A 26,512-nucleotide genomic window follows, 5' to 3' on the forward strand; every position below is an offset into this window, starting at 1 on the left:
ACTCCGGCAACGGCGCCTGCTCCTGCACATGCCCTGCACGCACCACAAAAGCCCAGCGCATTACACGCTGGGCTTCAAGCAGAATCGACCCGAGGGCCGATACGCCAGGAGGTTTAGAGGGCAGTCACTGCCTGGGCCTGCGGACCCTTAGCACCCTCGCCAATTTCGAACTCAACCTTTTGGTTCTCCTCGAGAGTGCGGAAACCGCCACCCTGAATCTCGGAGTAGTGGACGAAGACGTCTTCAGAGCCGTCCTCAGGGGCGATGAAACCAAAGCCCTTTTCCGCGTTGAACCATTTCACAGTTCCCTGTGCCATAAAAACTAACTCAAATCTTTTTCTTGAAGTGCGATACGACCTAGCTCCTATTGCACGAGCCATGCCGGGAGGGCGTCTTATTCACCGGATTGTTCACAACGTGGTGTGGCGCTCTATGTGGCGCTTACAAACTCTTCGATTCCTCTGTGTGCCCACTTAGTGGGCTGGTCACATCTGATGCTGTGCAGCTATCAGAAAACGTCCGACCGAGTCCCAGTGTGTCATGTTTTTCAGCAAAGGGATAGTCTATATTTGAAAAATACTGCCTTTCCGCAGCTCAACGCGCTAATACTATTTTTTATAAGCACACAAAACCAACAGAAAGTGGCGCAGTTATGTCCTCTTTTGGTGCCGAACTCACCACCATCATCAGCACTGCGCTCCCCACCGCCACGCCCACGTTCATCGGTACCCGCCCGAGCCGGCCCGCCGCCTACCAAGACTGGCCCGACTGGGTGCTGCCACAGCTGCGCACCCACCTCGAACACAAGGGCATCACCCGCCCCTATGCCCACCAGGTGGAATGCGCCGAAGCGGTCCATGCCGGCCGCGACACCATCATCTCCACCGGCACCTCCTCGGGTAAATCCCTCGGCTACCTGCTGCCCATCCTTAGCGCCCTCGCCGCCGATGATCGCGCCTGCGCGCTCTACATCACCCCCACCAAGGCCCTGGGCAATGACCAACTCCACACCGTAGCGCGGCTGTGCTCCACCATTTCTGCGCTTCACGACGTCGCCCCGCACCCCTATGACGGCGACACCCCCGTCGACGCGCGCCGCCCCATCCGCGACGCCTCTCGCTTCGTGTTTAGCACCCCGGATATGCTGCACGCCTCCATCCTGGCCGCCCACGGCTCCTGGACGCGGCTGCTGCGCAACCTGCGCTATGTGGTGATCGACGAGGCCCACGTCTATCGCGGTATGTTCGGCGCCCACGTGGCGCTAGTCCTGCGACGGCTACGCCGGCTCTGCGCCCACTACGGCGGGCACCCCACCTTCGTGCTGGCCTCGGCCACCTCCCGCGACCCAGCGGCACACGCCAGCAGGCTCATCGATGTCCCCGACTTCGATATCACCAGCGTGGAGCGCGATAGCGCGCCTGCCGGCGAGCAGACCATCATGCTCCTCGAGCCCTCCCTTCTCCCGAGCGCGGACGAGCGGCAGCCGCCCCAGCGGCGAGCCGCCAGTACCGAGGCCGCCGATGTGATGGCGCTACTGCTCGCCGAAGGTGCTCGCACGCTCACCTTTGTGCGCTCCCGCCACACCGCGGAAACCGTGGCGCTACGCTGCGCCGAAGAGCTCATTCACGCCGGTCACCGCGACTATGCCCGCCGGATTGCCAGCTATCGCGCCGGCTATACCCGCGAGGATCGCCACGCCCTCGAACGGGCCTTGGACGAGGGGGAGCTGCTGGGCGTGGCCACCACCAATGCCCTCGAGCTGGGCATCGATATCGGAGGTATTGATGCGGTGGTCTCTGCCGGCTTTCCCGGCACCGTGGCCTCGATGTGGCAGCAGGCCGGCCGCGCAGGGCGCCGCGGCCAAGGCTCGCTCTATGTGCTGGTCGCCCGCAGCGACCCCATGGACACCTACCTCATCCGTCACCCCGAGGCCCTGCTCGAGCGCCCCTTGGAAGAACACGTCTTTGATCCCACCAACCCCTATGTGGTGAGCGAACATGTGCTCTGCGCGGCCGCGGAAAAGCCGCTGAATCTCGCGGATATCGACGCCCTGGGCGCGGGGCAGGTCCTTCCTCAGCTGGTAGAGGATCAGCTGCTGCGCCACCGCCATGGCCGCTACTACCCCGCCGACCCACGGCAGGTAGACACCATTCACAGCCAGGTGGCACTGCGTGGCAACGACGGCGGTGAGGTGCTCATCGTCGATTCCACCGACGGCCGCATGCTCGGCACCGTGGACCCCGCACGTGCCCAAGCCCAGGTCTTTCCTGGCGCGGTGTATCTGCACCAAGGAGAAAGCTTCGTGGTGGATGAGCTCGATGTGGCCGAGAATCTCGCCCTCGTCCACCCCGAACAACCCCCGTACTCCACCTTTTCCCGCAGCTCCACCACCCTGCGGATCCTTGCCGCACCAGAGGAGGAGGCGCTGGTGAATTATGCGCCTGGGCTCTGGGTGGCCAACCTCGAGGTGGAGGTAACGAAGCAGGTGGTGGGCTATGTGAAGCGCTATACCAACGGCCAACCGCTGGAGGAGATTCCGCTGGAGATGTCTCCCCAGGTGCTGCGCACCCGCGCCGTGTCCTACACCCTCGATCCCGCGATCCTTCAGCAACTGAATGTTTCCGCGGCAGAGGCGCCCGGGGCATTGCACGCGGCCGAGCACGCGGCCATCGGCATTCTGCCGCTTCTGGCCACCTGCGATCGCTGGGATATCGGTGGGGTATCCACGATGGAGCATCCCGATACCGGGCTTCCCACGGTATTTGTCTATGACGGCCACGAGGGCGGTGCGGGCTTCGCTGACACCGGCTTTCGCCGTTTCCCCGAATGGATCAGCGCCACCTTTGAGGCGGTCCGCTCCTGCCCCTGCGCCGAGGGCTGCCCCTCGTGTGTGCAGTCGCCCAAGTGCGGCAATGGCAACCAACCGCTAGATAAGGATGCAGCCATCGCCGTATTGGGGGCGTTGGTGAGCATGACCGGCGCCGCCTAGCAGCGCCCGCCGCCTCCGATAGCGCTGCGGCACGATCGCCCGTGTACTCGCAAGCGTCGGCCACACTCTCCAAACGCGGCGAACCATCACCAGCCACGGGAGCACGGCGCTTCCCCACTACGTGGCCAGGCTCTAAGCGCATCGCCGCAGGTGACTAAAGAGGCCCGGCGCGGGCCACGGCCTCTCGACCGCGCACGACAGTGTGCACCACGATGTCGGCGCCCTCCACTGCGCAGGAGCCGAGATCCGCGTTATTGCTTCGCGCCACTTCCCCCGCCACGCTGCACCCATCGTGGCCGTCGCTATGCGCATAGGCGCCCGCCACGGCCGCCATATCGGCAGCGAGCTGGGCGTGATGCCGAGCGATGAGCAAGCTGCCCACGGTGGCCGTGCCCGCCAGGATGCTGCACAGCACGGCGATCATGGCCACCAGCAGGACAGTGGCGTAGCCGCGTTCATCGCGCCACATCAGCTATCCCCAGGTGCGTCGCCGGCGGTGTATTCCACCGGAAAGCGGGCCGTGGCATGCAGGGTGCCGAAAGGAGAGGGCATGGCCGCAGTGGCCTCCACGACGCCGTTGCTGGAGGTGATCTGCACGCTTCCTCGGGGAGGCATGAAACTCTCGCCGATAGCGGCAGCACGGGCCGCGGCCCCTGCGGTATCGATGGCCGCAAGATATGCCGCCACTGCCACGACGCCGCTGATCGTGAGGGCAAACACCACCACCATCGAGGCCAGCCCGAGGGCGGCCTCGATGGTGACGGAGCCGTCCTCCGCCGCGAGGAGCCGGCGGCTAGCTCGGGGAATTCGATAGCGCATCGGTGATGATGGATTCAATCGCGTCCGAGACCGCTCCGGAATTGATGACGAGGAATAACACCCCGGCAAGCGCGGCAGCCGCGAGGCTGCCCATGGCGTATTCGATGGTGCTCATCCCCTCCTCCTCGCGGTGGAGCTGGGAAAGTCGGACCTGGATGAGGTGATAGATGGTGTTCATGATGATGACTCCTTTGAGTGGTGTTGTGGGTTTAAAACAGGGTGCTGGCGATATCAACGATGATGGGAATGAGTCCCAGAATGAGAAAGGCCGGAAGGAAACACGCAGCGAGAGGGATGGCGATCACCACCCCGGCGCGCTCAGCGGCGGCGCGCTGGTTGTTTTCTGCTGTGTGCCGCACCGAGGCGGCGATCCTGTCGAGCCCGCTGGCAATAGAGGTTCCCCCGCGGCTGCTCAGCACCGCCAACTCGGCGACGGGAGCGAACACGGAGTGGTGCAGGAAGGGCTGCCAGGATTTCTCGGCGCTGCAACCCAGTCGGAGCAGGGCTGCCACGGTGTCCCATAGCTGCCGGTCTGCGGGCGCGGCCACGGTGGCCACGGCGCTCACGGCAGCGGCATGGGACATACCGCCGCTGATACAGGCCGCAAGAAGCTCAATGTCTGCGGCGCGATCCTGTGGCCTGACCACCGGGTCATCGCGGGGGCGGCGATTTCTCGAGCTGGGGTCAGTAGCCAGTCGGATGCGTGCTGTGGGCTGGGGATAGGCCAGCAGGGCGAGGGCGAGAAAGAGGATTGCCATGGTGGTTTAGGACCCCCGTGCGGTGTTGATGATCGAATATGTCCAGAGGACACCGCTGCACATCAGTGCGGTGCCGAGCATGAGGAGCACCCCGCCGAGGGTGGTGCCGCTGAGAAAGGCCAGCGGTGCTGCGCCCATCAGGGTGCCTAGCCCCACCCCGAGTGCAGGCAGCACGCTCAGGAGCACGGCAGTGGCCATCGGCCCTTGGAGTGCGGCCTGCACAGTGCTGTCATGGCGCTGTTCCTGATCGAGTTGCTGCTGGGTGCGCTCCAGCAGGGCCACCAACCCGATGCCGTGCTGCTCGCTGAGCTGCCAGAGCGCCCCAATCCGCGCGAGCTCGGGGATGTCGGTGGCGCCGCTGAGCGCGGGGGCGGGGCTGCGGCCACTGCGGGCGCGGTTCACGGCGGCGGCTAGGGGCTGCGCGATGGGGGTGGCAGCGGCGGTCTCAGCGGCGGTCGCCAGGGCGTGGTGCAGGCTTGCCCCGGCGCGGATGCTCGCCGCCAGTACCCCGGCGCACTGGCCGGCGGCCGCGGCGGCGCGCTGCTGCCGGCGACGGCGGTGCATATCGCGAGCGACGTAGGCGATGGTCGCCACCACCACGAGCGCAGCGCAGGTGAGAGCCACCGCCCCGAGCACACAGATAATGGCCACCATGACGATCGCGGCAAGAACCCAGGGGGCGCCGCCGCGCCGCCGCCGAGCGCGGTGCTGGATGCGCTGCCGTGGGCCCGCACCGGTGATGAAGAGCAAGGCCGCGGCGAGGGCGAGCGGAGTTAGTGGCGCTATAGAGATCATCGCTGCCAACTCTCTGCAATTGCCAGACCGTCAGCTGCCGGATGGCGCGCATCCCAGATCACCTCGATGCGCACGGGCTGGGAACGCACCACGCCGATTTGGCTGATGATCCGGCCCGTGGCGGTGCGCCGCATCGCGATCACTATCTCCACGGCGGCGGTGAGCTGGGCGTGCAGCGCCTCCCGCGACATCCCGCCGAGGGCAGCCAGCGCCTCCATGCGGGCGGGCACCTCGCTGAGCGAGTTGGCATGGAGGGTGCCAGCACCGCCCTCGTGGCCGGTATTGAGCGCGGCCAGCAGGTCGACGATCTCCGCGCCGCGGATCTCTCCCACCACAATACGATCGGGTCGCATCCGCAGCGCCTGGCGCAGCAGATGAGAGAGCGTGATCTCCCCACGGCCCTCCGCGTTGGCCCCCATGCTCACGAGATTCACCACATGCGGATGCGCTGGCGACAGCTCGGCGGTGTCTTCGATACAGATGATGCGCTCACGCGCATCCACCTCGGCGAGCAGGACCGAGAGCATGGTGGTTTTCCCAGAGCCGGTGCCTCCTACCACCACAAAGGATTTCCGCGCGGCCATCATGGTCTGTAAAAACTCGGTGACCTCCGCCGGCATGGTGCCGCGTTCTTCTAGCTCTGTGAGAGTGGCGGCCGCTGAGCGCAGCATGCGCAGGCTTAAGAGCGGGCCGGTATCGCTCGGTGGATCCAGCAGGGCGTGCACTCTGATGGAGCTGCCATCGGCACGCCGCAGCTTCCCATCGGCATAAGGCTGGGCATCATCGAGGCGACGGCCGCAGGCGACAGCCAGGCGTGTCGCTAGGGCGCGAATCTGTTCGGGCGAGTCGAAGCTCAGCGCGGCGTGTTCCATGCCGTGCCCGCGATCGAAATAGATGCGATCTACCCCGTTGACCACCACGTCGGTGACTCCCTCGAGGCTGCACAGTCCCTCGAGGATGCCGACGCCGGTGGAATCATGGCGCAGCTTCTGCAGCAGGGTGAATACTTCTCGATCAGAGATCACTCCCGCTTCTTGGCGGATGAGCTCCGCTATCACGGCGGCCTCAGGCTGGGGCTGTTCGGAGGCAGCGAGCCGGGCGTGCACGGCATCCAGGATGCGTTCGCTATTCATGGCCGCCTCACCACTGCTGTCCGCGGTGCTGGGTGTGCTCTATATCCGTGCAGATATCCTCCACCGCCCGGGCTAGGACCCGCGGGGAGCGGCCACGCAGCCCGCCTTGTTCAAGCTGTTTGGCCACCGCGGTGCTGCAGCGCACATCCGCGCTGACGTTAATACCCGCCACGGACTCCACCTCAGCTGTGCTCAAGGAGGCCCAGGTGCGGCTGATAGTGACAAAACTTAAGGGCACATGGGTGCGGCGGAGCTGCGGCAACTGCGCGGCCACGGCGCAGACGCCACGCACCTCGCGGGGAATAATCACCACGAGATGATCGAGAGCGGCCACAATGTCGGGGTCTAGGGCGTCCGCTCGGGGCAGATCCACCACCGTATAGCCCTCTTCGCGCAAGGTGCGCAGGGCACCAAGGATGGTGTCGGTCGACGGCGGCGGGCCAGCACCGCGATCGCGGCGGTGGCTGACACAGCTTGCGGTGGCGGTGGGCAGCACGGCGCGCACATCGGCGGCGGCGAGATCGCCCTGGTTGAAGTCCAGCTCATCCCAGCGCGGGCCAGGTTCCTCCTCCACTCCGAGGATGAGATCCATCCCGCCACTAGGGTCTGTATCGACCACCGTGGTGGGGGCGCGCTGCGCGAGCTGCACGCCCAGCGCGCCGGCAAAGGTACTCACGCCGCAGCCACCGACGCAGCCTGTCACTCCCACCACCAGACCCTCCTCGCTGCGCGTATCCCGCCCGAGGTCGGTGAGCAGGGATGCCGCCTCGGCAGGCAGGGCATAGGCCTGCTCGGCGTGAATCTTCATCGCCAGCTCGAAGTTCACCGGCGTCTGGTCTGCGGCAACAAGAAAGACCTTGTCGCGGCGCGGCTGGGGCCGCTCCAGCAGGAACTGGGCGCCCTGTTCATCTACCAAGATGGCGAAAGCAGCATGGTGGTGGCGCGCCAATTCTTCGGCAGTGGACACTTCCACCACCTGGCGGACGGTCGCGGCGGCGATATGAATGGCTTCGGGGTGGACGAGAGGATCACAGACAGCGATAACAACGGGGGCCTGGGACTGATCACGGGTGGCGCTCATGGCCCCAGAGTGTGGTGCACTCGGCGCTCCACGTCGCTCCCTCCCGCCTGGGGGTTGTGCATAACCTTCTGCTGCGGCGAGTTATGCACAGCGGAGAGTCTTCACCGGTGCGGTGGGCGGGTTGTTCCACTAGCGTCAGCGGGTTGGTCCCGCGCGTCGTGCGCCCTGCGCCGCGGGCTATCGGCAGTGCCGCCGCGGCCGCGCTTGCGCGGGCAAATCAAGAGAGAAGGATGAGCCCAAAAATTAAGAGACGGCCCGCGCGGGATGGGGGGGTGGTATGCGCGGGCCGTCTGCGGTTACCCGGCCACTCGGGGGGACGGGCCGGGGCAGACCACACTGTATATCGGGGTCGTGCGGTTCCGAGTATGTCACAGCTTGAATAGCACGTCAATAGCCCCACAGAGGCCTAAAGATGCAGGCACAGCCACTTCTCAGTAGCATCACTCTTAGTCACTTATTTCACATCAGTATCACGCGAGGAGGTGGGTCATGGCGACCGAACAGCACCCAGAGGCACCTGTTGCTGCCTTCTTTGATTTGGATAAGACCATCATCGCCACCTCCTCCGCCTTTGCCTTCGGCCGCACCCTCGTCTCCCACGGGATGCTCAGCACCAAAGAGGCGCTCACTCTGGTGCTCGCCGAAACGGGATATATGATCGCGGGACACTCCCAAACCCAGATGGATGACACCAAGGATCAGTTGACTCAGATGGTCAAGGGGCTGCGCATCGAGGATCTGCAGCACACCATTGACCACACCCTGCTGCATCGCGTGGTGCCCACCATCTTCGCGGAGGCCCGCGAGCTCATCGAGGAGCATCATGCCCGCGGCCACGATGTGATCATCATTTCTGCCTCGGTGAAGGAGCTGGTGGATCCCATCGCCCACGAGCTGGGAGCGGATCACACCATCACCACCCGTTTAGAAGTGGTCGATGGTGCCTACACCGGCAAGCTCGAGCTTTATTGCCGCGGCATCACCAAAGCGACCGAGATCAGCAAGGTAGCCGGCAGCCACGGCTATGACCTCGCCCGCTGCTATGGCTACTCGGATTCGGCCACCGATATTCCCATGCTGGAGATGGTGGGACATCCGCGGGCCGTCAACCCCGACCGAGTGCTCAAAAAGCATGCGCTTGCCGCCGAGTGGCCGGTGCTGAATTTCAAAAACCCCGTACCGCTGCTGTCTAGCCCGTCGAAAAAGGATCTGGGTATCGGCGGCGCCGTGGCCGCCGCCCTGGCGCTCGGGATGGGCAGCTGGTGGCTCAGCACCCGCTGGGGCGCACTGCGCTCCAGCTAGCCGGCACGGCCCAGCGCGGCATGCTAGAGGCGATCGGCTACCCGTGCGGCTTCCTCGCCGCCGCGGCGCCAGGCAGCAAAGTGTGCCAGCGCGAGGGGATCGACCTCACCGCGGCAATAATCGCGAATCAGGGCGGTGTGCGCAGCCGGATCACGCAGCAGATAGGGCTCCGGCATAGCCAGCCCTTTGGGATCAAGCCCCGAGGCCATGGCATTGAGCCGCACTGTGGCGTATCCCACGACGATCGAGCGGGGGCCGAAGATGAGGTGGCCCAAGATCTCCCCGTGCAGCAGCGCACACGTTTCTACCTGCCCCACCAGCTGCGCCAGCGCGCTGAGCCGCGGGGCCTGGCGCTCCGGCACTCCCTCCCCGCCTGCAATACGGTCTAATTTCGCCATGACCTGCAGTGGGGCACGCTGGAATGTCTCGGCGAGCGCGGGGGTGAGCACCCCGTACACCTCGAGGGCGGATATCTCAGAATCAGCTGCGATTTTTCTGAGAGCCGTGGCGCCAACGAGCGCGGAATGGGCGCTGGTGGCGGCGGCATCACGCAAGTTGGCGCGCTTGCGATGAGCAGTCGCAATACTCGCCTGTGCGGCATTGATATGCTGGTGGATAGCTGGATTGCGGAATATTTCCATGGCGGCCGAGCTGATGACTTTCCGTGTCGAGTTCACAACCGCGCCGGATTCGTGGCACGATGGTGCACAACTAGAGTTTAAGAAAATACCACTAACGGAGGATCAAGACGGTGAGCAGTTCTAAGGGAATGTACAGCGAAGGGGCACCCGCTTTTTCGCCGAAGGTTAACTCGATTCCCCTCAGCGACGCCGATACCCGTGGCCCCGGTGAGGGCTCTATCGGCAATCTCGTGAGCGACGCTACTGCGCAGATGTCCAATCTTTTCCGCGCTGAGGTTGAGCTGGCCAAGGCCGAGGTTGCTCAGGAAGCGAAGAAGGGCGCCATTGGTGGCGGTCTCTTCGGCGTAGCCGGCACGATCGCCCTCTACTCCTCCTTCTTCTTTTTCTTTTTCCTCGCTGAGCTGCTGTCCACGTGGCTGTCGCGCTGGGCGGCGTTCCTCATCGTCTTCCTCATCATGGTGGTTCTCGCTGCCGCTTTCGCCCTCTTCGGCTGGCGCAAGGTGAAGACCATCGGCAAGCCCGAGAAGACGGTGCAGTCGGTCAATGATCTCAAGACCCTTGTCCCGGGCAAGGCCACCAAGAATCTCGAGAAGCGCGAGCAGGACGGTATGTACACCTAAGCCGTCATCGTGCCCGCTCTGATCCCCTTTTCCCTCAAGTACTCTGCAGGGATAAAGGGGGTTTTCCATATCTTTCCACCCGCACCGTTGTCTAAGGAGTCTGCTGTGTCCCGTCGCCCGCTGAGTCAGCGATTGCTCCCGCCACGCTGGCGACGGAATCACGCCGAGCATTCCCCCGCCATCCCCAGCGCTGTGGCCCTCGAGGGCCCCTTTGCGCACGAATGGATCCACACCCGCGGCATCCGCCTCCACGCCGCGACCGCTGGCGACCCCCACGATCCGCTCATCGTGTTCGTGCACAGCGCGCTCGGCGGCTGGTTCGACTATCGCCACGTTTTGCCCACCGTCGCTGCTGCCGGCTATCACTGCGTGGCCATCGATATGCGCGGCTTCGGCATGTCGGATAAGCCGCCCAGCGACTATGATCTGCGTACCCTCGCTGGGGATGTCTATGGCGTAATCCACGCAACTGGGCATAAAGATGCGCTGGTCGTGGGCCATGCCTCGGGCGGTGCGGTGGGCTGGGCCTTGGCCATTCACCACCCCGAGGCCGTGCGCGCGCTGGTCTCGATTGCCGCCGCGCACCCCACCGATCTACGGCGCTGCACCTTTAGCTATCCGTGGATGTTCGGCACTCCGATTCTGCGCCATCTCAGCGCGCTGCTGCCGCCGCGCCTGCATGCGCTGCTCACCACCCCGCAGTCCACGGCTCGGGTGAATCTGGTGGCTAACACCGCGGAGCGCTTTCATACCACCACCGCCGGCAAGAAGGAAATACAGCTGCGCACGGTGGCCTATAGCATCGCCAACACCTCTCCCGCGCGTTCTAAGGTGGCGCGCATCGAGCTCGCCCCCGTGCCGCTGCGGTGGATGACCGCCCCGGTGGAGCAGCCGGTGCTGCTGCTGCAGGATTCCTCTACCCCGTGGTCTCGGCTGGCCTTGCGCGCCGCTAAGCGCGTGAAGGCCGAGACCAGCGTGGTGCACATTCCGCAGACGAAAAATATCCCGCATCTCGAAGCACCCGCTAGTTTCAGCTCCGTGCTCGTCTCCTTCGCGCGGTCTCTCTAGGGCGCTTATCGACGCTTATTCGGCTAGCCCACAACGCAGGCCCCCGTATTCACGGGAGTGTCTAGGCCCGTGGCATCGGCCACGTGCTTCTCTACTTCGGCACGGGTGAGGGCATAGCCGGTATCGGTGTCGTCGGCGGCGGCGCCGAAGACCACACCCAGCACGTGCCCGTCCTCGCTGAGCAGCGGGCCACCGGAGTTGCCCTCGCGAATGCTGCCGCGCACGGTGTACACCTCGCGGTCGATGCGCTGATCGGCGTAGATCGTGGGGCTATTGATCAAGAGCGAATCGATGATGCGGGCGGGGGCGGCCTCGAAGGGGCCGGACTCGGGAAAGCCCATCACCACGGCGTCCGCGCCACTCTCTGCGGGGCCCTCCGCCCAGGGCAGAGGATCGATCCCGAGGCCATCGGTGGCGAGGATCGCGATATCAATCACGGGGTTGTAATACACCACCCGTGCGGTGTGAAAGCCCAGCACGGTATCAAGATCCACCTCGTTCGTGCCGGCCACCACATGCGCGTTCGTCATGATGCGATCTGGGGCCACCACGAAGCCGGAACCCATGAGCCGGCGCTGGCATTGCGGGGCCTCGCCGATGATGTGCACCACCGAGGGGCGCACCCGTTCCACCATCGCCACATCACTGACTTCGATGCGGGGAGCCTGCACCTGCTCCGGCTTGGGGTTCTGGAAGGGCGAGGTGATCATGGGCATGCCCGAATCATTGAGCAGTACCCGCAGTTTATCCGTGAGTGCGGCTAGGGCCCGCGGGGAATGAGTATCCACCTGTTGCAGCACGGTGGAATTGCGCACTCCCTTCGCCAGCCGCGAGTTGCCCTCTGCCAGCGGCGTCGCCAGCAGCCAGGCCACGATGAGCACCACCATCACCTGAAAGAAGGCACCGGCGAGGGAATCGACCCGGCGCAGCTGCGGCTGGGTGACTTTCTCGCGCAGCGAGGCCCCGGCGGTGCCCCCGATGAAATAGCCAATGCAGGAGGCCATCACCAGCACCGTCACGGCGATCACGATGCGCAGCTGGTTGCTCTCGGTTTGCTGCATAGCCAGCGGGGCCAAGGCAAAACCGATGACTAACCCGGCGGCGATGCCGATAAAGGAAAAAACCGACCCCACCATGCCGTGGCGCCAGCCGTCGATAAGCGCGAAGAGCAGGAGAAACACCACGACGCCATCCACTATCACGCTGGGATCCATAAGGGCGCCTCTCTTCTCTGCGGCAGGGACATAGTGATTCTAGGGGCTAGGAGTGGCGTTCGTTGTTACGCGACGCGGCCAAGGTGGCGCCCAGATCGTACACCCGATCCTGCGCCCACGGCTGCGCCCAGCCGGCGTGGGCCAAAGCTGCACTCAGGATACCGCCTGTAAAGCCCCACACAATGTAGCCACGACAACGAAACGCCGGACCCCGCCAGGAACCATGCTCCACCATGAGGCGATTGTCTGGCTCCACCAGCTCCGCTATGGAGACACGGAAGACATCATCCGCCTCCTCAGGGCTCACCGGCGCCACCTCGGCGGGGGCATGCTGATACGCGATCACGGGATGCACTGGGTAGCCGCTGCGGCGCACGTGCACCTCCTCCATCTGGGCTACCGGTGTCACCGCCATCCGGTCAAGGCCCGTCTCCTCATGGGCCTCGCGCAGGGCGCAGTCCACCGCGTTGATATCGGTGGGATCTACCCGGCCGCCGGGGAAAGCAATCTGGCCAGAATGATGGCGCATCCGCGGTGAGCGGTGCGTGAGCAGCACGGTGGCGCTGGACGGAAGCTGGTGCTGCTGCGGGTCGCCGTCGATAAGCATGAGCACCGCCGCCTGTCGATCGCGGCGGGGACCGCTATGGCGCGCCCGATCCGAGAGCGCCCGATGCACATGCCCCTCATCCACGGCCCGCACCAAGGGCGCCAACCATAGCGGGGCCGCCTCGGGGCGCAGCCGAGTATTCACCCCACGGGCGTCCGGAGTCATCGCACCGCCTCCTCGAGGGCCTCCACAGAATCGAAGGGCTGCGGCAGGATGCGCTCCACCTCGCCATCGCGCAGCACCACCGTCACCGGCACCACCCCGGGCAGCGACCACGCCGCCGCGGCCGCTCCGCGATCATCCTGGAAGCTGGGAATATCCACCCCGAGATCCTCGAGCAGCGCCGCGCCACGGCCGGCATCCCGATCCGCGTGCACCCCCACCACCGTCATCTCTGGGTGGCGGGCGGCGAACTCCTCGATCACCGGCAGCTCATCCCGACAGGGGCCACACCACCACGCCCAGACGTTCACCAGCACATAGGGCGAGGCCTCGCCCTCGGTCGCTGCGCCCAAACAGGGCAGCTCCACGCCGAGATCTGCCTCGGGACAGACGGGGCGGCTGGCCGTAACTGGGGAGGTCGCCGTGGGCTGTGGGGAGTCGATCGCCTCCGGTGCAGGCGGGTTCTCGCCGCTGAGAAGGCGGGTGACGATGATCGCGATGAGCACGATCGACACCACCACGAATGCCAGATATAGACGAATATGGGTGCGCATCTAGGCCTCCTCGATCCCCGCGAGCTGCAGCAGATGCCGCCGCGCCTGTTCATCGGGGGCGCGCAGCAGGCGCAGCGCCTCGGGCACCTCGGTGGGGCCGACGCGGCCATAGCTGGGACACTGCTGCTGCAGAAAGCACACCCCGCACGCGGCGGTGCGCGAGTGGCAGATCTGGCGGCCATGGTAGATGATCCGGTGCGAGAACATCGTCCAGTCGGCGCGAGGTAGCTGCTCCGCCAGCACCGATTCCACCTTCACGGGATCGCTCTGCTCGGTGAGCTCGAGTCGGCGCACACAGCGGCCGAAGTGCGTGTCCACGGTGAGGCCGGGAACATCGAAGGCATTGCCCAGGACCACATTGGCGGTCTTGCGGCCCACCCCCGGAAGCGCAGTGAGCTCCTTTAAAGTGCCCGGCACCTCCCCGTCGTATTGCTCGGACAGGGCCAGGGCAATGCCGGCAGCGGCCTTGGCTTTGTTGCGATAAAATCCAGTGGGCCGAATCAGCTCCTCGAGCTGATCAGGGCTGGCTTCGGCCATCGCCGCGGCGGTGGGGAAACGGGCGAAGAGATGAGGGGTAACCTCATTGACTCGTTTGTCCGTGCACTGGGCACTGAGTACCGTCGCGATAAGCAACTCAAAAGCGTTGGAGAAATCGAGGGCGCAGTGCGCATCCGGGTAGCCGGCTGCGAGCATCCTGCTGACCTTGCGCGCGCGTCGCGTGCGGGCGAGCGGTGTGGTGCCAAAAGTTCGTCCCATAGATATAAGACTAAGCCACACACGATCACCCCCGCCTGTCCCACTAGTAGAATGGAGTCCCATGAGTTCACTTTTTGCACTTGCAACCCCAGTAGTACTGACGGTTTTCGCCATGGGCATGGAGCGCTGCGAGAGCTCCTCTACAACCTCCCGCGCCCGGAAGCAGCGGCGCGAGCGCGACCAGGCCGCACCACTGGCTCACGCAGAGCGCGACACTGCCACCGAGCGCACCGCCGACCAAGCAGCAGCATAAGACCTCCGACCTTTTTGCTTGTGTGTGTTTCTTAGCCATCGCTGAGGTGATCACATATAAATGGCCTAGCGCGCTAGGTCACACGCAAAGAATGGGTGGCTCACATTCACCCCCAAATTTGCACAACTACACAGCAGCCCGCCATCCCGCGATCCGATTAAAAATCCCCTGACCAGCGGCTTATCCGAGATAGCTGGGCAAGATGTCAAATAGTGACACACTCCATAGTAGGATGAGTGAAGACAAACACGGCGCGGGTGCCTATCCCACACTGCCGATCTTGACCGATAGATGTCTGGATATGTTGGCATACAGACGCTCCTCGACATGTGGGCCCACTTTGCTGCATCCTTCGCGCCGTACTCAGCGAAGATACAAGGAGTTAGACAGTGGAATCCGTACAGGAAATCTTGTCGCGGGCAGGCATCTTTCAAGGCGTCGACCCAGTGGCGGTAGCCACCCTCATCCAGGAATTGGAAACGGTGCGTTTTCCGCGTGGCACCACCATCTTCGAGGAGGGCGAGCCCGGTGACCGGCTCTACATCATTACCTCTGGCAAGGTGAAGCTGGCCCGCCACTCCGCCGATGGGCGGGAGAACCTGCTCACCGTGATGGGCCCCTCCGATATGTTCGGTGAACTCTCCATCTTCGACCCCGGCCCGCGCACCAGCGCCGCCGTCTGCGTCACCGAGGTGGCCGCGGCCACCATGAACTCGGAGATGCTGCGCAAGTGGATCTCGGCCCACCCCGAGATCTCCGAGCAGCTACTGCGCGTGCTGGCCCGCCGCCTGCGCCGCACCAACAACTCCTTGGCCGATCTCATCTTCACCGACGTGCCCGGCCGTGTGGCCAAGACGCTGCTGCAGCTGGCCAACCGCTTCGGCACCCAAGAGGGCGGCGCCCTGCGCGTGAACCATGACCTCACCCAGGAAGAGATCGCACAGCTGGTCGGCGCCTCCCGAGAGACCGTGAACAAGGCCCTGGCTACCTTCGCTCACCGCGGCTGGATCCGCCTTGAGGGCAAGTCCGTGCTCATCGTCGCCACGGATCAGCTGGCCCGCCGCGCCCGCTAAGACACAACACCAACACCGCTGCCTTCCCCGCATGAGAGAAGGCAGCGGTGTTGTTTCGTGCTAGGACAGCCGTAGCTGAGGAGAGGGCGGCACCGCCGCACGCCGTTCCGCCCTCATGTACCCGGGCTTATTTCGACGGCACGTCCACGCCAAGATAGCGCAGGGTCACGCGGGTGGACTGCTCGGCGGCGTGACGCAATACCGGATCCACATCGGTGTAGATCTCATCGATCAGACCGCGCACGGTGGCTTTATCGCCGAGCTTCTCGAGCGCATCCTCCACCTGTTGCAGGCGCATCTTGCGGCGCTCGAGGTACTTCTTGGCAAAGACGGAGATATCCTCCGCATCGGGGCCATGGCCGGGCAGCATGCGCACATTCTTGCCCCGCTTCTTCAGCATCTTCAGCGTCTTCAGATAGTCCTTGAGATCCCCGTCCGTCTCGGAAATCATCGTGGTGTGGCGGCCGGCGATGGTATCGCCGGTGATAATGCCCTCCAAGGTGGACTTGCCGGGCTTACCCGACCACACAAACAAACACACGGAGTCACTGGTATGCCCTGGGGTGTGCACCACCTCGATCTGCGGCGTCACACCCTCGACCTTGATGATCTCACCATCCTCCAGCGCGGGCCCACCCAAGCAGTAGCGCTTATCAAAAGCCCGCACCGGGGCGCCGGTGAGCTGACGAATACGCTGGGCGGAATCGGCGTGATCCGCGTGGCGGTGCGTCAATAGCACCTCCGCCACTTCGGAGGCGTTCTTATTGAGCACATTCAGGTGCCCCTCATCCTCCGGGCCGGGATCGACCACGATGCTGCGCGGATCACCCTTAGCACGAATAACCCACGAATTAGTGCCCTCGAGCGAGCTGTAGCCGGGGTTAGGGCACAGCACGACTCCCACGGACGGAGATACTGGGCGTAGCTGACTATAAGCGGGATGCTCCATACCCACTAGCTTAACCCTGTTGCCTCGTATACGACTATCAAATTAGGCACGCTTTTCGACGACGAGCTCAACCTCGACCGGCGCGCCGAGCGGCAACTCCGCCACCCCGACAGCCGACCGCACATGCTGACCGGCCTCACCGAAGATCTCACCAATGAGCTCCGAGGCCCCATTGACCACTCCGGGCTGGCCGCTGAAGCCCTCGGCGCTGGCGACGAAGCCGGTAATCTTCAGGACCCGCGCCACATTATCGATGCCCACTACAGCATCCACGGCGGCCAGCGCATTGAGTACGGCCAAGCGGGCGCATTCCTTCGCCTGCTCGGCAGAGACCTCCGCCCCCACCTTGCCGGTGGCGTGGAGATTGCCCTCGACGAAGGGCAGCTGGCCCGAGGTCCACACCTGGTTGCCCACCTCGGCGGCAGGGATATAGGCGGCCACGGGCGCGGCTACGGCAGGTAGGGTGATGCCGAGCTCCTGCAAGCGAGTGCTGATAGAGCTAGTCATTTTTCACCCGCTTCATGTAGGCCACGAGATTTTCCGGGTTCGGGCCGGGGATCACAGTCACGAGCTCCCAGCCGTCCTCTCCCCAAGTATCGAGGATCTGCTTAGTGGCGTGGCTAATAAGCGGCACGGTGGCGTATTCCCATTGAGTCATGCGCCCCACCTTAGTGATCTCTGCGCCCTGACGGGGCGCCGCCCCACCCCCAGGGTGACGAAGACGCACATCACACAAATACAGACCCGCAAGTGAGATAACTTACGGGCCCGTCGTTTTTGCGCTAAAAAGTGTAGTTACTGTTCGATGTGGCTAAATGCCCACCAGTTCGCCGCCGCGGGCGAGATAGTTAGACCAATTCTCGATGTGCGGGTTCTTGCGCAGCAGCGCACGGCGCTGACGCTCCGTCAGCCCACCCCAGACCCCGAACTCGATCCGATTATCGAGAGCATCGGCCAAACAATGGGTGCTCACGGGGCATTCTTCGCAGATCTGGGCCGCCCGACGCTGGGCTGCACCGCGCACGAACAAGGCATCCGGATCGCTGTTGCGGCAGCGCGCGCGAGTCACCCAATCCTCGCGTTCGACGGGTTCGGTGGAAGAGGAGTGCATTCCGCTGCGGGCCGCTTCTCGATTCAAAATGAGTGAAGTAGTCATCTGCAAAACACGCCTCTCATTGATCAGCAATTTGATACTTGTAAGTGTATTCACAGTGTCGCGGAAGTGTCGAATACGGCATAAAAAGGGGGTACTTGTGGATTCACAAGCGCCAAGCGGTTGCGTACTGTAAGGGAAGTGACCAGCATTGCATCTTTGGGAAAAGTTCTCATCGCCACCGTTGCCGCTGGTGTGCTAAGTGCCGTGGCACTGACGCCACTGGCAGGGCTCTCCGGCGCAGCAGTCGCGCGCGCCCATGAGTCGATGGCCGCTGACATCGAGAATCTCACCGACGGCACCACCCCAGGCGTCACGGAGATTCAAGATCGGAACGGCGCCCCCATTGCGTGGCTCTATAAACAGCGCCGCTTCGACGTGCCCCCGGATCGAATCTCTGAGGCCATGAAGCGCGCCATCGTCTCCATCGAGGATCGCCGCTTCTATGCGCACGACGGGGTGGACTGGCAGGGCGCCGGGCGCGCCATGGTGAAGAACCTGCTCGCCGGCAGCGTGCTAGAGGGCGCCTCCACCTTGGATCAGCAATACATCAAGAACTATGCGCTCTTGGTGGAGGCGGAAAATGATGAGGAGCAGGCCGAGGCCATCGAAACCTCCTATACCCGCAAGTTCCGCGAGATCCGCGCCGCCGCCGAGCTGGAGAAACGGCTGGATAAAGACGAGATCCTCGGCCGCTATCTCAACCTCGTCCCCTTCGGCAATGGCGCCTACGGAGTAGAGGCCGCGGCCCGCACCTACTTTGGCATCAGCGCCGCCGAGCTGACTGTGCCCCAAGCAGCCACCTTGGCGGGCATTGTGCAGTCCTCATCCGCGCTGGATCCTTATACCAATATTGCGGGCGTCACCTCGCGCCGGAATGTGGTTCTCGATGCGATGGCGGAGATGAACTACATCTCCCACGCGGACGCCGAGGCCTACGCCATGGAGCCCCTCGGGGTGCTCGAGCAGCCACAGGGGCTGCCTAATGGCTGTATCACCACCGGCGATCGCGGTTTCTTCTGCGACTACGTGATCCGCTATCTGGAGGAGAAGGGCGTCAGCGAGGAGGACCTGCGCACCAATGCCTATACCATCCGCACCTCCCTTGACCCGGAGGTGCAGTCCGCCGCGAAAAACGCGGTAACGAGCTTCACCGATCCCTCCACCCCGGGCGTGGCCCAGGTGATGAACGTGATCAAGCCGGGAAAATACTCCCGCGAGATCCAGGCCATGGTGTCCTCGCGCACCTACGGCCTCGATGGCGCGGCCGCGCAGACGATTCTGCCGCAAACCTCCACCTTGGTGGGCAATGGCGCCGGCTCGGTATTTAAGGTCTTTACCGCCGCGGCCGCAATCGAGCAGGGCATGGGCATCGACACCGAGCTAGCGGTGCCGAAGCGCTATGAGGCCTATGGGCTCGGCGAGGGCGGCGCTGAGGGCTGCCCTCCCGGCGCCTACTGCGTGGAAAACGCCGGCCAGTACCCGCCGAAGCTGTCTTTGAAGGGGGCGCTGGCGAAGTCGCCGAACACCACCTTTGTGGAGCTTATTGAGAAGGTCGGGGTGAGCTCCGTGGTGGATCTTTCGGTGAAGATGGGCCTGCGCTCCTATACGGCGCCGGGCAGCTTCGATGGGGAAAGCTCCATCGCCGAGTACATGAAAAAGGCCAATCTCGGCTCCTATACGCTCGGCCCGACGGCAGTGAACCCACTGGAGCTATCGAATGTTGCCGCCACCATTTCCGCCGATGGCGTGTGGTGCGAACCCAACCCCGTTATGGAGATCACCGACCGCGAGGGCAAGGAAGTGCAGATTGATCGCCCCGAATGCGAGCGGGCGCTCTCCAGTGGTGTGGCGCAGGCGCTGAGCGACGCGATGAGCGATGATTTCCGCTCCGGTACCGCCTCCGAGTCGGCGAAGTCGATGGGCTGGAACGGCTCGGCTGCGGGCAAGACCGGCACCACCGAGTCCAACCTGTCGAGCTCCTTCCTCGGCTTCAACTCCGGTTTCGCTGCCGCCACCTACATCTACAATGACGGCACCTCGGCCGCCCCGCTGTGCACCTCCCCGGTGCGCCAGTGCGGCCGCGGCGATCTCTATGGCGGTAAGGAGCCGGCCCGCACCTGGATTGCTGCAGCGCAGCAGATTCCCACAGCAGCGCAAGGTTCCCTCTCCCCCGCCCACGGGCGTTTCCGAGAAGGCACCGCCAAAGATCGCATCCCGAAGGTGGTGGGCATGCAGGAAAAGGATGCCGTCCGCGCACTAGAGGAAGCCGGGCTTCGCGCCCAGGTCCGGTTTGTGGCCGGCAATGGCACCCCGCGCGGCGAGGTGAAGGGCATCGAGCATGAGCCCATCATCCATCAGGGATCGACGGTGACGCTGAAAATCTCCGATGGCTCCGCGCCCCCGCCGCCACCGCCGCCGCCATCCTCGCGGTCGAACCCAGAACCCCCACCGCCGCTGCCGAATCCCGACGAGATTTCGAACGCGATTAACGATATTCTGCGGAATCTCTAGCTGAGCTTCCCCTTCACCACAGCGGAGATGCGGGCGCCATCGGCGCGGCCGGCGGCCTGGACGGTGGCGGTCTTCATCACCGCCCCCATCTCACGCATCGAGCTCGCACCCGTCTCCGCGATGCAGGAATCCACCAGCTGCTCCAGCTCGGCGTCGCTGAGCTGCGCCGGCTGATAGCTTTGGAAGACGGCGATCTCGGCCTCTTCCACCGCGGCAAGCTCCTCGCGCCCGGCGTCGCGATAGGTGGTGACGGATTCGCGGCGCTTCTTAATCTCGCGGGCGATGACGGCGAGGATGTCGGCGTCGACAAGCTCAGTGCCGGAGGAGGTCTTCTCATACTGCACGGCAGAGAGCAGCTGCCGGATGGCATTGGAGCGCTGCTTGTCGCGAGCTTTCATGGACTCTTTGAGATCGGCGCGGATCTGTTGTTCTAATTCGCTCATGCCTCAACGATATCGCTAGGGTGTGAGGTGTGACTGCATTATTCCGCCGACTTGGTTCCGCGAGCGCCGCCGTCGCCGCCCTTGGCGCGGGCGTTGCGCTCAAAGGCATCACCAACACCAGCGACTTTCGCCTCGACACCCTCGAGCTGCCTCTGCTCGAGCCAGGGGTACTGCGCGAGAAGGATTCCTTCGACATCCTGCACATCGCCGACCTGCACATGCTGCCCTCCCAAGGCAGCAAACAGCAGTTCGTCTCCGAGCTCGCCCGCCTCCACCCAGACCTGGTGATCAATACCGGCGATAACCTGGGCGACCCGCAGGCGGTGCCCTATGTGCTGCAGGCCCTCAACCCACTGCTGGATGTGCCCGGCATGTTCGTCTTTGGCACCAATGATTACTTCGCCCCGCGGCCGGTGAACCCCTTCAACTACCTGCTGGGGAAGAAGCGCACCCCCTCCCGCGTGGAGCTGCCGTGGCGGGGCATGCGGGCCGCCTTCATCGAACGGGGCTGGCACGACGCCACCCACCAGCGGGTGGAGGTGAAAGTGGGCGATGTGCGCCTCGCCGTGGCTGGGGTGGATGACCCCCACCATGACCTCGACGAGTATGAGCAGATCGCCGGCCCGCCCAATGCCGATGCGGATCTCGCGATCGCGCTGACCCACTCCCCCGAGCCGCGGGTGCTGGAGCGCTTCGCCGCGGACGGCTATCAGCTGAGCATCTCTGGGCACACCCACGGCGGCCAGATCTGCCTGCCCGGCGGGCGCTCCATCGTGACCAACTGCGGCATCGACCGCGAGCGCGCCCACGGGCTGCACCGCTTCGATGGGATGCACATGTATGTCTCCCGTGGCCTCGGCACCTCGAAGTATGCGCCGGTGCGGCTCAACTGCCCGCCCACCGCCACCCTGCTGCGCTTCACCGAACGCCACTAGCTGCTGTTTTGTAGTTTCTTCCGGCGCTGTCCTATAGTGTTTCAGGTAGCGACGGGATATGGCGCAGCTTGGTAGCGCGCTTCGTTCGGGACGAAGAGGTCGCAGGTTCAAATCCTGTTATCCCGACCAATTGAAAAGGTCAATCATCCACCCGATGATTGGCCTTTTCCCATGTCATACGGCGTTATTTAGAGCTCGCCGTAAACCAGCTCGCCACCGAGGATCGTGGCCAGCACCTCCACGCGGCCGATCTCCTCGGGCGCCACCTGCAGCGGGTTGCGATCCAAGAGCACGCAATCGGCCAGCTGGCCGGGCATGATCTGGCCCTTGCGGCCCGCCCAGCCCGTGGCCGCCGCCGATCCAGCGGTATAGGCGTAAAGGGCCTGCTCCGCGCTGAGGCGCTCGCTGCCATAGTAGAGCTGCCCCGACTGGGTGGTGCGCGTCACGAAGGACTCGATGGCCTGCAATGGCGCCCCGTCGGTGACGGGACGGTCCGAGCTTCCGGGCAGGATGAGGCCGGCGTCGAGAAGCCTGCGAGCAGGGTAGGAAAAGGCGGCGCGCTCCTCCCCGAGAACCTGGATCACGGCATCGCCGAAGGCGTGCACGAAGCGCGGCTGCGGCGCAATCACGATGGGGCGGCCGTTGATCGCGGCCAGCTGATCATCACGCACCACCCCGCCGTGCTCGATGCGGTGCGGAATCTCCGGCGCGCCATAGGTGTCAATAATCTCGGAGAGAATGGCCACGGACAGATCCACTGCAGCATCGCCGAGCGCATGCAGGGCCAGCGACCAACCGGCCGCCGCCGCGCCGAGCGCTTGTCGACGCATCTCTGCCGGATCACCCTGAAAATAGCCGCGGTGCGGGCAGCATAGGTAGTCCTCCGCCATCGCTGCAGTAGTGCTCAGTATCGAGCCATCCATAAACATTTTGGTGGGCCCGATCTGCAGCCACTCATCGCCCAGGCCGGTACGGATGCCGCCATCGAGACCATAGCCATAGCCATCCGCCGAGTGGCCGGCGATCTCGTGCAGGGCGTCGATGGTGGGCATGATCTGCATCCGGGTGTGGCGGGTGGCCTGCTGATAGGCCCCAATCTCCCGCGGGCTGTGCCCAATCCAGCCGCCGGCCACGCCACAGTCGGTGACCGATGTCAGCCCCTCGGAGAGATAGTGCGCGGTTGCTTTCTCGATGGCGGCGGCGATCTCGGTACTCGATTCCGGCAGCAACACCTGCTGCACCAGGCGCATCGCATTCTCGTCGAGCAGGCCGGTGGCTGCCCCAGTGCTATCGCAGACCACCTCGCCGCCGTCCACCAGCGGCGGATGCGAGGGATCCACCCCGGCCGCCCACAGGGCCGGGGTATTGACGGTGTTCGCATGACCCGAAACGTGTTTGATCAGTAGTGGCCGCCCCGCCGCGGCGCGATCGAGCGCGGCGATAGACAGCTCGCCATCCTGCAGGGCGCTGGGGCGAAACCCCGCGGCAATCACCCAGTCCCGCTCCCCCACACCGGCTGCCGCGGCAGCGATCGTGTCATAGACCTCGGTGGTGGTACACGCAGCCGAGAGATCCACCTCAGACAGCGTCTGGCCAAACCACACGGTGTGGGCGTGGGCATCGTTAAACCCGGGAACAAGGGTGGCGCCGCCGGCGTCGATGCGTCGATCCGCGGGCAGGCGGCGGGCATCCTCGTCGAGCGCCACGAACCGCCCCTGGAGCATCGCCACCGCCGTGGCGCTGGGCTGCTGCGGATTCTGGGTGAGAATCCTCGCGTTCTCCACCAACACAATCGGACTGTGGCTCATAAAAACTGCTGTCTCCTCGGGTCGCGCAGGCATTGCGGCCAGCCTCGTTCTGGATGTGTGGTCTCCCTCTGGGGGATACGTCCTGTACCAACCCCGCCACCACATCGGGCAGGGACCCGCGGCAGGATTCCTTCGGCCCCGGCACCGTGAGCCCAGACCACGGCCACGAGACCGGGGAGATAGATTCCCGTGAGGTGGGCACGATCGCCCGCACCGCCTGTGTGGGCACCATGGTGGAATGGTACGGATTTTTCTGTCCGGCACCGCATCGGCGCTGGTGTTTCATTATTTCTTCGTGTCCAATACCGATGACACCACCGCCACGCCCACAGCATTCGCCACCTCCAGCGCAGTGCTTTGTCGCTTGGCATGCTCATCCTCGTGGTGGTGCTCGAGGCCACGGACGCCGAGTAGCTAGCTGCCCTCCGGTGGGTCGGGGGTGGCATCAAGGTGGCGTCGATAAGCCAGCTCTGCGAGTTCGCTCTTGAGTGTGGCGGTCTCCTCCCGCAGCTCACACACCTGGTGAGAGAGATCCTGTACAGCTGTGAGCAGCTCCTGGTGGCGGGCAGAATCCATGAACTCCTCCGTCTCCGAGGAGGTGGTTTGCACCTGCTCCACCAACCAGGAGGACAGCATCGCTGTCACCACACCGGCGATCGCGATACCGGTGAGCATCAGCACCGAGGCCACCAAACGGCCCTGGGTGCTTACCGGCGCGATATCGCCATAGCCCACCGTGGTCACCGTCACCAACGCCCACCACACAGCGTCGCCGAAATCGACAATCTGGCTGCCGTCCTGTGGCGCCTCCGCCTCGTAGAGTGTGATTGAGGCCACGATAATCACGAGGACCGCCGTCACCGAGGTGTACCACGCCACGCTCACCCGGGCATTTGCCGCGGAAAAACGCTGCAAAATCACCAAAGTCGGCAAAATCCGCAAAATGCGCAGCGGGCGGAACATTGGCAGCACAATCAGCGCCAGCTCCCACAAATGGCGCACGAACCAGCGCCGGGAATTCTCCGCCAACATCAGCCGCACCGCATAGTCCACCAAAAAGCACAGCCAGACGCCCCACATTCCCACATTGGCGATCTTGGTCAGCAGCGCATCATTGGCACCCAGAGCCGTCCACGCGTACAGCACCAAAAACAGTAGTGAGGCCACCAGCATCGGCCCCTCGGCGTGACGCTCCCACTTCTCTTGGGCGCTCACATGGTGCGGTACATGGGGCGCAAAGATCTCCCTGAGCACCACCGAGGTCTTCCGCCGCAGCGGCATACCTGAGATATCAACGGGCCCCACCTCCTCATCGGCCCAACTGTCAGCATTTTTATCAGTCGAAGCAGCCACGGCCACTACTGTGCCACACGCTCCGTCTCCGCGGGCTTATCGACGCCATCCTCTCGCAGCTCAGCCGACTCGGCGGAGCTGGGGCTGGGGCGGCGGGCGAGCCAGAGACCACCGGCGGCCATGATCGCGAGCACCGCCGCCGAGCTGCCCGCCATCACGCCGTGGGCGCTATTGCCGATGGCGCTCAATCCCGCGGTGGCGTAGTGCAGCGGCATCAACCCCGTAGCGATCTGCACCTCAAGCTCCACCGTGCCGGTCGTGGCGCTCTTCCACACTAGGCCGACGACGAGGAGCTGAATGAGGAACACTGCCCCGACGACAACTGGGGCGAGGCGCTGCGGCAGGAGAAGCTGCACCAGCTGAGCGATGGCCGACCCAGCAACCGTGGCGAACAGCAGCAGCCCAGCGGAGAGCGCGAGGGCGAGGAATCCGAGATCCCCCACAATGGCCAAGGCCACAGCCGCGCAGATCGCAATCCCGACAGCGCCCGCGAGCTGCTGAAGCAGGCGCAGCCGCGCCACGCCCACTGCTGCTCCTAGCCCCATGGCGAGAGCCGCGATGAGCAGCGCATAGAGCGGGGGCAGGGCATTGGTGGGGGCCTGAGCCGTCTCAGTGGTGCCTGTCTGCGCAGTATGGGCGGGGAGGGCGCGCTGAATACCGGTAATGCAGTTCTTGTTTTCCTCGGCCATCTTCTCCACCCGCTCGGCGCCATCGGCCAGTGCCGTGGCCCCCTCCTGGGCGCGGACGCTACCGCGCTCCAGCTCGGCGAGCCCCTGGTTGAGATCCTTGGCGCCCTGGGTGGCCTGGAAGATGCCATCGTGGAAGGCATAGCCGGGGGTATTGAGCTGATTGGCGAGTTCCCGCGAGCCCTCCCGCATGCGGGTGAACTGGGCTTTTTGCTCCTCGCTGAGGGTGATATTTTCCAGCTGCGGCCGGTACTCGTTGAGCTGTTCGCGAAGCTCCTCGGAGCGGGGATCCACCGACTCTCGAAGCTCCTTGTCGATCTGATCCAGCGCCGCCAGCAGCTGCCCGCGGGAAGCCTCCACCCCCACCAGCGCCCCAGCGACCTGCTCAATGCCATCGGCGAGCTCCTGGGCGCCCGGGCCCATCTGGCCCACGCCGGCCTGCAGCTGCACCATCCCCGCGGAGAGCTCACCGGAGCCGCGGTGGGCCGCGGAGATGCCGTCGCGAAGCTGGGTGGTGCCCTCGGCGAGCTGGCGGGAGCCATCGCTCAGCTCCTTCACACCGGAGTTTAAGAATCCCGATTGGGTGCCGGCATTGCTGGCTGCGCGGCGCGCCGCGAGGAGATCCGCATCCGAGTAGCCGGCCGGGCTGGCGGCCGCCGGCGCGCCGGAGGGCTCATCCTTGGTGGACCACGCATCGGCGGGTTCCATCCTCATCACAGTCGCCGCGATAGTGGCGAGAAGCACAGGAGCAACAATCACGAGCACAGCCAGGAAGCGAGTGAGCATGGAAGAGCTTTTCATGAGCACTAAATCTATCGCTTTCAAGGACGATTCGGCGAGAGGCCC

At 64.5% G+C, this 26,512-nt stretch carries 29 protein-coding genes and 1 tRNA gene; 9 read left to right on the forward strand and 21 right to left on the reverse strand.

Annotation, left to right across the window (positions count from 1 at the left end):
* Positions 1-113: 113 nt before the first annotated feature.
* On the reverse strand, positions 114-317 hold the full coding sequence (locus GBB11_RS08780) for a cold-shock protein (protein WP_018019572.1): 204 nt from the start codon (positions 315-317) through the stop codon (positions 114-116).
* Between the two features lie 335 nt (positions 318-652).
* Here GBB11_RS08780 and GBB11_RS08785 point away from each other — a divergent pair, with 335 nt between their 5' ends.
* Complete coding sequence (locus GBB11_RS08785) at positions 653-2,989, forward strand: DEAD/DEAH box helicase (RefSeq protein WP_151549669.1); 2,337 nt, start codon at positions 653-655, stop codon at positions 2,987-2,989.
* Positions 2,990-3,143: 154 nt separating this feature from the next.
* Here GBB11_RS08785 and GBB11_RS08790 read toward each other — a convergent pair whose 3' ends face one another.
* Genes GBB11_RS08790 through ssd form a run of 7 tightly spaced genes read right to left on the reverse strand, consistent with a single transcriptional unit; the run spans position 3,144 to position 7,575 of the window.
* Positions 3,144-3,458, reverse strand: coding sequence for an Rv3654c family TadE-like protein (locus GBB11_RS08790; protein ID WP_151549670.1), 315 nt, complete (start codon positions 3,456-3,458; stop codon positions 3,144-3,146).
* On the reverse strand, positions 3,458-3,808 hold the full coding sequence (locus tag GBB11_RS08795; RefSeq protein ID WP_151549671.1) for a hypothetical protein: 351 nt from the start codon (positions 3,806-3,808) through the stop codon (positions 3,458-3,460). The genes GBB11_RS08790 and GBB11_RS08795 overlap by 1 nt, the downstream gene beginning before the upstream one ends.
* Positions 3,783-3,986, reverse strand: a complete 204-nt coding sequence (locus GBB11_RS08800) for a DUF4244 domain-containing protein (protein ID WP_151549672.1) — start codon at positions 3,984-3,986, stop codon at positions 3,783-3,785. The genes GBB11_RS08795 and GBB11_RS08800 overlap by 26 nt, the downstream gene beginning before the upstream one ends.
* 31 nt (positions 3,987-4,017) lie before the next feature.
* The gene (locus tag GBB11_RS08805; protein WP_151549673.1) at positions 4,018-4,566 is read right to left on the reverse strand and encodes a type II secretion system F family protein; all 549 of its coding nucleotides are present in this window, start codon (positions 4,564-4,566) and stop codon (positions 4,018-4,020) included.
* A gap of 6 nt (positions 4,567-4,572) precedes the next feature.
* Complete coding sequence (locus tag GBB11_RS08810) at positions 4,573-5,361, reverse strand: type II secretion system F family protein (RefSeq protein ID WP_151549674.1); 789 nt, start codon at positions 5,359-5,361, stop codon at positions 4,573-4,575.
* On the reverse strand, positions 5,358-6,494 hold the full coding sequence (locus GBB11_RS08815; RefSeq protein WP_151549675.1) for a TadA family conjugal transfer-associated ATPase: 1,137 nt from the start codon (positions 6,492-6,494) through the stop codon (positions 5,358-5,360). The genes GBB11_RS08810 and GBB11_RS08815 overlap by 4 nt, the downstream gene beginning before the upstream one ends.
* 7 nt (positions 6,495-6,501) lie before the next feature.
* A complete protein-coding gene (ssd, locus tag GBB11_RS08820; protein WP_151549676.1) occupies positions 6,502-7,575 on the reverse strand; it encodes a septum site-determining protein Ssd in 1,074 nt (357 codons plus the stop codon).
* 489 nt (positions 7,576-8,064) lie between these two features.
* Here ssd and GBB11_RS08825 point away from each other — a divergent pair, with 489 nt between their 5' ends.
* Positions 8,065-8,877: an HAD family phosphatase gene (locus tag GBB11_RS08825; RefSeq protein ID WP_151549677.1), complete on the forward strand. Its 813-nt coding sequence runs from the start codon at positions 8,065-8,067 to the stop codon at positions 8,875-8,877.
* A 23-nt stretch (positions 8,878-8,900) separates the two neighbouring features.
* On the opposite strand, the gene GBB11_RS08830 is transcribed toward GBB11_RS08825, so the two are convergent.
* Positions 8,901-9,554: a hypothetical protein gene (locus GBB11_RS08830; protein ID WP_151549678.1), complete on the reverse strand. Its 654-nt coding sequence runs from the start codon at positions 9,552-9,554 to the stop codon at positions 8,901-8,903.
* A gap of 92 nt (positions 9,555-9,646) precedes the next feature.
* Here GBB11_RS08830 and GBB11_RS08835 point away from each other — a divergent pair, with 92 nt between their 5' ends.
* On the forward strand, positions 9,647-10,138 hold the full coding sequence (locus tag GBB11_RS08835) for a phage holin family protein (protein WP_151529440.1): 492 nt from the start codon (positions 9,647-9,649) through the stop codon (positions 10,136-10,138).
* A gap of 105 nt (positions 10,139-10,243) precedes the next feature.
* Positions 10,244-11,206 (forward strand): alpha/beta fold hydrolase, encoded by a 963-nt coding sequence (locus GBB11_RS08840; protein ID WP_192796359.1) that lies wholly within the window; start codon positions 10,244-10,246, stop codon positions 11,204-11,206.
* A gap of 23 nt (positions 11,207-11,229) precedes the next feature.
* On the opposite strand, the gene GBB11_RS08845 is transcribed toward GBB11_RS08840, so the two are convergent.
* The 4 genes from GBB11_RS08845 to nth are packed head-to-tail and all read right to left on the reverse strand — an operon-like array spanning position 11,230 to position 14,499.
* Positions 11,230-12,420 (reverse strand): MarP family serine protease, encoded by a 1,191-nt coding sequence (locus GBB11_RS08845; RefSeq protein WP_151549680.1) that lies wholly within the window; start codon positions 12,418-12,420, stop codon positions 11,230-11,232.
* 46 nt (positions 12,421-12,466) lie between these two features.
* Entirely contained in the window at positions 12,467-13,192 is a 726-nt protein-coding gene (locus GBB11_RS08850; protein WP_151549681.1) for a CoA pyrophosphatase, read from the reverse strand.
* The gene (locus GBB11_RS08855) at positions 13,189-13,743 is read right to left on the reverse strand and encodes a TlpA disulfide reductase family protein (protein ID WP_151549682.1); all 555 of its coding nucleotides are present in this window, start codon (positions 13,741-13,743) and stop codon (positions 13,189-13,191) included. The genes GBB11_RS08850 and GBB11_RS08855 overlap by 4 nt, the downstream gene beginning before the upstream one ends.
* Entirely contained in the window at positions 13,744-14,499 is a 756-nt protein-coding gene (gene nth / locus GBB11_RS08860) for an endonuclease III (protein WP_151549683.1), read from the reverse strand.
* Between the two features lie 61 nt (positions 14,500-14,560).
* Here nth and GBB11_RS08865 point away from each other — a divergent pair, with 61 nt between their 5' ends.
* Both GBB11_RS08865 and glxR read left to right on the forward strand, forming a co-directional pair.
* Positions 14,561-14,752 carry a hypothetical protein gene (locus GBB11_RS08865; RefSeq protein ID WP_151549684.1) on the forward strand — a complete coding sequence of 64 codons (192 nt, stop codon included), beginning with the start codon at positions 14,561-14,563 and terminating at the stop codon, positions 14,750-14,752.
* Between the two features lie 389 nt (positions 14,753-15,141).
* Positions 15,142-15,825: a CRP-like cAMP-activated global transcriptional regulator GlxR gene (glxR, locus tag GBB11_RS08870; protein WP_151529403.1), complete on the forward strand. Its 684-nt coding sequence runs from the start codon at positions 15,142-15,144 to the stop codon at positions 15,823-15,825.
* A 127-nt stretch (positions 15,826-15,952) separates the two neighbouring features.
* Here the strand turns inward: glxR and GBB11_RS08875 are convergent, their stop codons facing one another.
* The 4 genes from GBB11_RS08875 to GBB11_RS08890 form a co-directional block, all read right to left on the reverse strand.
* Positions 15,953-16,774, reverse strand: a complete 822-nt coding sequence (locus tag GBB11_RS08875) for an MBL fold metallo-hydrolase (protein ID WP_151549685.1) — start codon at positions 16,772-16,774, stop codon at positions 15,953-15,955.
* A gap of 42 nt (positions 16,775-16,816) precedes the next feature.
* Positions 16,817-17,281, reverse strand: a complete 465-nt coding sequence (locus GBB11_RS08880) for a RidA family protein (RefSeq protein ID WP_151549686.1) — start codon at positions 17,279-17,281, stop codon at positions 16,817-16,819.
* Positions 17,274-17,432: a DUF4177 domain-containing protein gene (locus tag GBB11_RS08885; protein ID WP_018019595.1), complete on the reverse strand. Its 159-nt coding sequence runs from the start codon at positions 17,430-17,432 to the stop codon at positions 17,274-17,276. The genes GBB11_RS08880 and GBB11_RS08885 overlap by 8 nt, the downstream gene beginning before the upstream one ends.
* Before the next feature lie 153 nt (positions 17,433-17,585).
* Positions 17,586-17,885, reverse strand: coding sequence for a WhiB family transcriptional regulator (locus tag GBB11_RS08890; protein ID WP_151529441.1), 300 nt, complete (start codon positions 17,883-17,885; stop codon positions 17,586-17,588).
* Between the two features lie 183 nt (positions 17,886-18,068).
* Between GBB11_RS08890 and GBB11_RS08895 the strand changes: the two genes are divergently transcribed.
* Entirely contained in the window at positions 18,069-20,441 is a 2,373-nt protein-coding gene (locus GBB11_RS08895; protein WP_151549687.1) for a transglycosylase domain-containing protein, read from the forward strand.
* Here GBB11_RS08895 and GBB11_RS08900 read toward each other — a convergent pair.
* On the reverse strand, positions 20,438-20,884 hold the full coding sequence (locus GBB11_RS08900) for a GatB/YqeY domain-containing protein (protein WP_151549688.1): 447 nt from the start codon (positions 20,882-20,884) through the stop codon (positions 20,438-20,440). The genes GBB11_RS08895 and GBB11_RS08900 overlap by 4 nt on opposite strands.
* Before the next feature lie 29 nt (positions 20,885-20,913).
* Between GBB11_RS08900 and GBB11_RS08905 the strand changes: the two genes are divergently transcribed.
* Positions 20,914-21,819, forward strand: a complete 906-nt coding sequence (locus GBB11_RS08905) for a metallophosphoesterase (protein ID WP_151549689.1) — start codon at positions 20,914-20,916, stop codon at positions 21,817-21,819.
* A 52-nt stretch (positions 21,820-21,871) separates the two neighbouring features.
* A tRNA-Pro gene (locus GBB11_RS08910) sits at positions 21,872-21,948 on the forward strand.
* 59 nt (positions 21,949-22,007) lie between these two features.
* Here GBB11_RS08910 and GBB11_RS08915 read toward each other — a convergent pair.
* From GBB11_RS08915 to GBB11_RS08925, 3 genes are all read right to left on the reverse strand, one after another.
* The gene (locus GBB11_RS08915; RefSeq protein WP_151549690.1) at positions 22,008-23,627 is read right to left on the reverse strand and encodes an amidohydrolase; all 1,620 of its coding nucleotides are present in this window, start codon (positions 23,625-23,627) and stop codon (positions 22,008-22,010) included.
* A 414-nt stretch (positions 23,628-24,041) separates the two neighbouring features.
* On the reverse strand, positions 24,042-24,980 hold the full coding sequence (locus tag GBB11_RS08920) for a potassium channel family protein (RefSeq protein ID WP_225979210.1): 939 nt from the start codon (positions 24,978-24,980) through the stop codon (positions 24,042-24,044).
* 5 nt (positions 24,981-24,985) lie between these two features.
* Complete coding sequence (locus GBB11_RS08925; protein WP_151549692.1) at positions 24,986-26,467, reverse strand: YhgE/Pip domain-containing protein; 1,482 nt, start codon at positions 26,465-26,467, stop codon at positions 24,986-24,988.
* Between the last annotated feature and the right edge of the window lie 45 nt (positions 26,468-26,512).

This window comes from Corynebacterium sp. 74A, from assembly GCF_008930665.1.
GTDB lineage: Bacteria > Actinomycetota > Actinomycetes > Mycobacteriales > Mycobacteriaceae > Corynebacterium > Corynebacterium megadyptis.

What these genes read in the sequence shown, in the direction of transcription:
- GBB11_RS08825 (WP_151549677.1), top strand. Translation starts at nt 8,065, where the DNA reads ATGGCGACCGAACAGCACCCAGAGGCACCTGTTGCTGCCTTCTTTGAT.
- GBB11_RS08850 (WP_151549681.1), bottom strand. Translation starts at nt 13,192, where the DNA reads ATGACTCCGGACGCCCGTGGGGTGAATACTCGGCTGCGCCCCGAGGCG.
- GBB11_RS08915 (WP_151549690.1), bottom strand. Translation starts at nt 23,627, where the DNA reads ATGAGCCACAGTCCGATTGTGTTGGTGGAGAACGCGAGGATTCTCACC.
- GBB11_RS08780 (WP_018019572.1), bottom strand. Translation starts at nt 317, where the DNA reads ATGGCACAGGGAACTGTGAAATGGTTCAACGCGGAAAAGGGCTTTGGT.
- GBB11_RS08880 (WP_151549686.1), bottom strand. Translation starts at nt 17,281, where the DNA reads ATGACTAGCTCTATCAGCACTCGCTTGCAGGAGCTCGGCATCACCCTA.
- GBB11_RS08845 (WP_151549680.1), bottom strand. Translation starts at nt 12,420, where the DNA reads ATGGATCCCAGCGTGATAGTGGATGGCGTCGTGGTGTTTCTCCTGCTC.
- GBB11_RS08855 (WP_151549682.1), bottom strand. Translation starts at nt 13,743, where the DNA reads ATGCGCACCCATATTCGTCTATATCTGGCATTCGTGGTGGTGTCGATC.
- GBB11_RS08885 (WP_018019595.1), bottom strand. Translation starts at nt 17,432, where the DNA reads ATGACTCAATGGGAATACGCCACCGTGCCGCTTATTAGCCACGCCACT.
- GBB11_RS08790 (WP_151549670.1), bottom strand. Translation starts at nt 3,458, where the DNA reads ATGTGGCGCGATGAACGCGGCTACGCCACTGTCCTGCTGGTGGCCATG.
- nth (WP_151549683.1), bottom strand. Translation starts at nt 14,499, where the DNA reads ATGGGACGAACTTTTGGCACCACACCGCTCGCCCGCACGCGACGCGCG.
- ssd (WP_151549676.1), bottom strand. Translation starts at nt 7,575, where the DNA reads ATGAGCGCCACCCGTGATCAGTCCCAGGCCCCCGTTGTTATCGCTGTC.
- GBB11_RS08865 (WP_151549684.1), top strand. Translation starts at nt 14,561, where the DNA reads ATGAGTTCACTTTTTGCACTTGCAACCCCAGTAGTACTGACGGTTTTC.
- GBB11_RS08835 (WP_151529440.1), top strand. Translation starts at nt 9,647, where the DNA reads ATGTACAGCGAAGGGGCACCCGCTTTTTCGCCGAAGGTTAACTCGATT.
- GBB11_RS08800 (WP_151549672.1), bottom strand. Translation starts at nt 3,986, where the DNA reads ATGAACACCATCTATCACCTCATCCAGGTCCGACTTTCCCAGCTCCAC.
- GBB11_RS08815 (WP_151549675.1), bottom strand. Translation starts at nt 6,494, where the DNA reads ATGAATAGCGAACGCATCCTGGATGCCGTGCACGCCCGGCTCGCTGCC.
- GBB11_RS08810 (WP_151549674.1), bottom strand. Translation starts at nt 5,361, where the DNA reads ATGATCTCTATAGCGCCACTAACTCCGCTCGCCCTCGCCGCGGCCTTG.
- GBB11_RS08805 (WP_151549673.1), bottom strand. Translation starts at nt 4,566, where the DNA reads ATGGCAATCCTCTTTCTCGCCCTCGCCCTGCTGGCCTATCCCCAGCCC.
- GBB11_RS08785 (WP_151549669.1), top strand. Translation starts at nt 653, where the DNA reads ATGTCCTCTTTTGGTGCCGAACTCACCACCATCATCAGCACTGCGCTC.
- GBB11_RS08795 (WP_151549671.1), bottom strand. Translation starts at nt 3,808, where the DNA reads ATGCGCTATCGAATTCCCCGAGCTAGCCGCCGGCTCCTCGCGGCGGAG.
- GBB11_RS08890 (WP_151529441.1), bottom strand. Translation starts at nt 17,885, where the DNA reads ATGCACTCCTCTTCCACCGAACCCGTCGAACGCGAGGATTGGGTGACT.
- GBB11_RS08900 (WP_151549688.1), bottom strand. Translation starts at nt 20,884, where the DNA reads ATGAGCGAATTAGAACAACAGATCCGCGCCGATCTCAAAGAGTCCATG.
- GBB11_RS08875 (WP_151549685.1), bottom strand. Translation starts at nt 16,774, where the DNA reads ATGGAGCATCCCGCTTATAGTCAGCTACGCCCAGTATCTCCGTCCGTG.
- GBB11_RS08925 (WP_151549692.1), bottom strand. Translation starts at nt 26,467, where the DNA reads ATGAAAAGCTCTTCCATGCTCACTCGCTTCCTGGCTGTGCTCGTGATT.